This window comes from Streptococcus suis (assembly GCF_019794615.1).
GTDB lineage: Bacteria > Bacillota > Bacilli > Lactobacillales > Streptococcaceae > Streptococcus > Streptococcus suis_AI.
The window spans coordinates 1-4,883 of record NZ_JAIMDU010000060.1 but is presented as its reverse complement, the minus strand read 5'-3'; the positions used below and the strand labels follow the sequence as shown (position 1 = coordinate 4,883).

General features: G+C 41.9%; 6 protein-coding genes. 2 read left to right on the top strand and 4 right to left on the bottom strand.

The genetic code is table 11. The annotated features are described in order from the left end of the window. Nucleotides 1–182 precede the first annotated feature (182 nt). From K6V43_RS11150 to K6V43_RS11135, 4 genes are all read right to left on the bottom strand, one after another. The gene (locus K6V43_RS11150; RefSeq protein WP_172055695.1) at nucleotides 183–1,367 is read right to left on the bottom strand and encodes a chloride channel protein; all 1,185 of its coding nucleotides are present in this window, start codon (nucleotides 1,365–1,367) and stop codon (nucleotides 183–185) included. Then, the gene (locus tag K6V43_RS11145) at nucleotides 1,360–1,635 is read right to left on the bottom strand and encodes a chorismate mutase (protein ID WP_024392381.1); all 276 of its coding nucleotides are present in this window, start codon (nucleotides 1,633–1,635) and stop codon (nucleotides 1,360–1,362) included. The genes K6V43_RS11150 and K6V43_RS11145 overlap by 8 nt, the downstream gene beginning before the upstream one ends. An 81-nt stretch (nucleotides 1,636–1,716) precedes the next feature. Beyond that, nucleotides 1,717–1,986 (bottom strand): 30S ribosomal protein S14, encoded by a 270-nt coding sequence (rpsN, locus tag K6V43_RS11140; protein WP_172055696.1) that lies wholly within the window; start codon nucleotides 1,984–1,986, stop codon nucleotides 1,717–1,719. 137 nt (nucleotides 1,987–2,123) lie between these two features. Continuing rightward, on the bottom strand, nucleotides 2,124–2,585 hold the full coding sequence (locus tag K6V43_RS11135) for a flavodoxin (protein WP_222383130.1): 462 nt from the start codon (nucleotides 2,583–2,585) through the stop codon (nucleotides 2,124–2,126). A 94-nt stretch (nucleotides 2,586–2,679) separates the two neighbouring features. Here K6V43_RS11135 and K6V43_RS11130 point away from each other — a divergent pair, with 94 nt between their 5' ends. Together K6V43_RS11130 and K6V43_RS11125 are read left to right on the top strand one after the other, a co-directional pair. After that, the gene (locus K6V43_RS11130; RefSeq protein ID WP_136670344.1) at nucleotides 2,680–3,624 is read left to right on the top strand and encodes a DHH family phosphoesterase; all 945 of its coding nucleotides are present in this window, start codon (nucleotides 2,680–2,682) and stop codon (nucleotides 3,622–3,624) included. Beyond that, on the top strand, nucleotides 3,611–4,639 hold the full coding sequence (locus tag K6V43_RS11125; protein ID WP_222383129.1) for an FAD:protein FMN transferase: 1,029 nt from the start codon (nucleotides 3,611–3,613) through the stop codon (nucleotides 4,637–4,639). Before K6V43_RS11130 ends, K6V43_RS11125 begins: the two co-directional genes overlap by 14 nt. The last annotated feature ends 244 nt before the right edge of the window (nucleotides 4,640–4,883 follow it).

Genomic DNA, 4,883 nt, shown 5'->3' with positions numbered 1-4,883 from the left:
CTCAGAGACAGATTTTGGACTTCTTTTGGACATGATAAAACTCCCCTTATCGTTTCTAGTGAAAATTTTTGTTTTTTCACTGTCCACTATAAGGGGAGTATATCATAATATTTTCAAGGGTTTTGGTTTGGCTAAAATGTGACTGAGGGGCAAGAAAGGGGCAAATTATGAATCCAATACTTTCATCTCACCTGTACCCCATAAATAGTCTGTTTTTTGTTTATAAGATAAGCTATGGCAAGTACAGGAATAGCATAGGGCAGGATATTTGCACCGAATACTTCATAACTAATGAAGAGAGGAGCCAGTAAGGTGTTGGTGGCTGTTCCAAAGACAGTACAATACCCAAGGGCAGCAACATATTCAGTTGGTAGTCCTAGTAATCCTGCTAAAACAGCCCCAGCACTTGCTCCAATCGCAAAGAGTGGGGTAACTTCGCCCCCTTGAAAACCTGCAGCCAAACAAAGACAGGTGAGCAGGAGTTTTAGTAGCCAATCGTAAGCAAACACCTGTTCCCCAGCTAAACTGGCATCAATCAAATTGGTTCCTAAACCAGCATAACGACCTTGATGGAAGAAGAATAGTAGAACGGTCAGTCCGACTCCCATGATAGCTATTTTAATGTAAGGATTTGGAAGCCATCGAGTTGAGATATTTTTTGCTTGTACCAAAAAGCAGGCAAATAGATTACCGATGAAACCGAAGCAAAGAGCAATAAATAGCCATTTGAAACTATCTGTAAACTGGAATGAAAAAGATGAAATAGTGTGCGAAAATTTCTCTAATCCCAATAAATGGGAAGTAGTAGAAGCCGTGAAAGCGGCAACTAGACAATAGGGGAGACTAGTCCAAGAATATTGGCCAACGATTAATACCTCAATGGCAAAGAAACTAGCGGCCCATGGTGTTTGAAATAGCCCTGCAAAACCTGCGGCCATACCAATCTTTGTTATCATATCTTTGGGCAAGTGTGTGAAACCATGTTTTTGTAACCAATGTGAGAGACTGGCTCCAAGTTGGACAGCTACACCTTCGCGACCAACGGAAGCGCCAAAAAGATGACTGAGCCAAGTTGTAGAGATGATGAGCGGAATGAGAACTGAAGAAATTTGCGCTTTCTCCCCTTGTCCAGCTTTGAAGACTAAGCCCATGCCTGCTTGGAGTTCCCTTCCCCATTTTTGATAAATGAAAACAATCAACACACCTGCAAGTGGTAGAAAGGGGATTAGATATGTAAAATATTCAGACCGTAGGTCTCCAATCCCTAGTAGAATTTTCCCAAAAAGTGTGGTGATTATTCCTGCACCGACTCCAATTAAGCAAGAAAAGAAAAGGAGTTGGATGGCATGTTTCATTTTATTACTCATGATTTGCTAACTTGGAAGATTGATATGCTCTTGATTGGGCCATCATATCACTAAAGGTCGCTTGAATAGCAGAGCGGTAATCATCCTTTTGGACTAATTTTCCAACTCTTTCAAGGACAGCTTTTTCTCGGCTGGTATCCAAAACAGGCTTACCTGTTGCTCGTTTATAGGCTGTAACTTGGTCGACCAACTCCATTCGTTTTTCTAATAGTGCAACAAGTTCCTCATCAAGCTGATTAATTTGTGAACGAATCATGTCTAAATCCATTATTAACTCCTCCAAAGATTGTTTCAGTTGGTTTTTAGTATAGCAAAAAACAAGGCGGAAAACCAGCCTTGTTAAGAATGTTTACCAACTTGCTTTTTTAACCCCAGGGAGTTGACCAAGATGGGCTAATTCACGGAAGGTAATCCGACTCACACCGAATTTTCGCATATAAGCATGCGGACGGCCATCTGTCCGGTCTCGGTATTTCAGCCGAATTGGATTTGAGTCGCGAGGCAATTTTCTGAGTGCTTGGTAGTCACCTTTTTCTTTGAGACTTTTTCGCAAATCTGCGTAACGTTCGATTAATTCCAATTGCCTCTGATAGCGGGCCATTTTTGATTTTTTAGCCATAAAATTCTCCTTTTTTAAAACTTAACCAGTTAATTATATATCAAAAAAATAAAGATTGCAAACAATAGGTGTACAATCTTAATAATTGGCTAAAAGAAAACAGACTAGACCTATTGATAAGCCAGTCTGTTTGTCAATTAATTCAAAGTATCTAATTTTGTAACAAGGTCAGTTGCGAATTGCTCAAGGTTAACAATATCCTCATCTTCAGCGGCAAGATCTACCTTAACATTTTCAGCACCCTTAGTTGCACCACGTGAACCCAACATGACATCGAAATCGTCTACTGCACTACAGAAGTCATCATAGAAGGTATCACCAGATCCACACACACCATACACTTTACCAGTCAAATCTAAGTCAGCTAAGTCAGCATAGAAATCAACAATTTCATCTGGAAGTTCACCGTCTCCACCGTATGAGTAGGTGTAGCTGGCTACCACGATAAGGTCAGCATCCAAGATTTCTTCTGTTTCAATAGTCGTACATTCATGAACCTGTACTTCAACGCCCAACTCTTCTAGCTTACTGGCGACGATGTCAGCGATTTCTTCTGTGTTACCAGTCATACTAGCGTAAACTATTTTTGCTAGTGCCATAATTTCCTCCAAATTACATAGTAATCCCATTATACCACACTCCTATCATTTTCAAAAGGGGAAGTTTATGCTAAAATGATGAAAAGGAGTTGCTATGACAATTTACAGTAAAATTATTGAAAAAATTCACGAATACGACACGATTATTATTCACCGACATAAACGACCAGATCCGGATGCCATTGGTAGTCAAGTTGGCTTGCAGAAACTCTTGCAGAAGAATTTTCCTGAAAAAACCATCAAGGTAACCGGTTTTGAGGAACCAAATCTTGCTTGGATGGCAGGAATGGACGTAGTTGCAGACCAAGATTATCAAGGAGCCTTGGTTATCGTGACAGATACTGCCAATACGGCGCGTGTGGATGACGACCGTTATACTCAAGGAGATTTCTTGATTAAAATCGATCATCACCCCAATGAAGAGCCTTATGGTGACCTGCTCTGGGTCAATACGGAAGCCAGCTCATGCAGTGAAATGATTACGGAACTGGCCATCCAATGCCAACTAGAACTCGATGGAGAGATTGCTCGTCTACTCTATGCAGGAATTGTGGGCGATACTGGCCGCTTTCTCTATCCAGCAACCAGCTCGCGCACCTTTGAGATTGTTGCTCGTCTCCGCCAAGAAGATTTTGACTTTGCAAGGATGTCTCGCCAAATGGATACCATCGATTTCAAGATTGCCAAGTTGACAGGTTACGTCTACGACAACTTAGAGGTGGATGAACATGGTGCGGCACGTGTCGTTTTGACACAGGACATTCTCGAAAAATACGGGGTGACCGATGCGGACACTTCCTTTATCGTAGGTGCGCCAGGACGGATTGGAATCGTTCAATCTTGGGGGATTTTTGTGGAACAAACTGACGGAAATTACAGAGTCCGTTTGCGCAGTAAGTATCTTCCAATCAACGAGATTGCCAAACGTCATGATGGCGGTGGCCACCCACTAGCAAGTGGTGCTAACTCTTATTCACTCTCCGAAAATGAGCAAATATACCAAGAAATCCAAGAGGTAGTGAGGAATGCAAGCAAGTAGTCGCTCCCTTCGTTTAATGGGCACTGTCATTGAAACAAAAATCTGGCATCGACAGGCAGAACCGATTTTGGATCAGGTAGAAGAGTTGCTCTATCTCTACAAGGATCGGTTTTCTGCCAATGACTTGACCTCTGAATTGATGGAGGTCAACCTCAATGCAGGTGTTCAGGCGGTTCCTGTTGCTGATGACCTGTATGAATTGATTAAATTGGGCAAAGAACACAGTCTGGCTCAGGGATCTTTTTTGAATATTACCATTGGTCCCCTTGTGCAAAGCTGGCGGATTGGATTTAGCGATGCCAAACTTCCAACCCAAGAAATGATTAGTGAAAAACTCCAACTCATCAATCCAAGGGACATTGAATTAGATGATGAGGAACAGACAGTCTATTTGAGAAAAGAGGGCATGGCGATTGATTTGGGTGCTCTGGCTAAAGGATATGTAGCTGATAAGATTGTTGACTTCTTGAAAAGAATAGGTGTGGAGGCTGGCTTGATTAACCTGGGTGGCAATGTCCTGACCTTTGGTCAAGCTCCTCACAATGCAGATGGCTATTGGCGAATTGGTATACAGGATCCTCAGAAACCACGTGGTGAAAATGCCCTCGTTCTCAAAATAGGAGAAGAATCGGTAGTCACCTCTGGTATTTACGAAAGAACCCTTACCGTGAATGGAAAGACCTATCATCATATTTTGAGTCCTGAGACTGGCTATCCAATCGAGTCGCAGCTGGCTAGTTTGACCATTGTGTCCAAACAATCTGTTGATGGTGAGATTTGGACGACTCGACTGTTTGGCCAAGAAATAACTCGGATTTATAAGATGGTAGAAGAAACGGATGGTATCGAAGCGGTTCTGATTGGGCTGGATGGCAGGATTCTAGTGACCTCAGGGCTTTCTGAGAAAGTTCTTGCTGGTAAAGAAAGGGTTTCTGATAGCTTGGGCAGTCCTTCAAGAGGGGGATTTGGAGCAAGGGTCACATCTGATGTAGCTTCGGGTGCATCAGCACTTTAGTTTTTGAAATGGTTTTTGGGAGTTTTTGAAATTTCCTAAAATAGTTAAAAATTGGTTTAAAAGACTTGCCAGAAGGAAAAACTTTTGGTAAAATTCCCATCTTTGACAGTTTTAAACGACAAAAACCTCCCTAACCCTATGATATACTCCCCTTATAGTGGACAGTGAAAAAACAAAAATTTTCACTAGAAACGATAAGGGGAGTTTTATCATGTCCAAAAGAAGTCCAAAATCTGTCTCTGAG

What these genes read in the sequence shown, in the direction of transcription:
- K6V43_RS11125 (WP_222383129.1), top strand. Translation starts at nt 3,611, where the DNA reads ATGCAAGCAAGTAGTCGCTCCCTTCGTTTAATGGGCACTGTCATTGAA.
- K6V43_RS11130 (WP_136670344.1), top strand. Translation starts at nt 2,680, where the DNA reads ATGACAATTTACAGTAAAATTATTGAAAAAATTCACGAATACGACACG.
- K6V43_RS11150 (WP_172055695.1), bottom strand. Translation starts at nt 1,367, where the DNA reads ATGAGTAATAAAATGAAACATGCCATCCAACTCCTTTTCTTTTCTTGC.
- K6V43_RS11135 (WP_222383130.1), bottom strand. Translation starts at nt 2,585, where the DNA reads ATGGCACTAGCAAAAATAGTTTACGCTAGTATGACTGGTAACACAGAA.
- K6V43_RS11145 (WP_024392381.1), bottom strand. Translation starts at nt 1,635, where the DNA reads ATGGATTTAGACATGATTCGTTCACAAATTAATCAGCTTGATGAGGAA.
- rpsN (WP_172055696.1), bottom strand. Translation starts at nt 1,986, where the DNA reads ATGGCTAAAAAATCAAAAATGGCCCGCTATCAGAGGCAATTGGAATTA.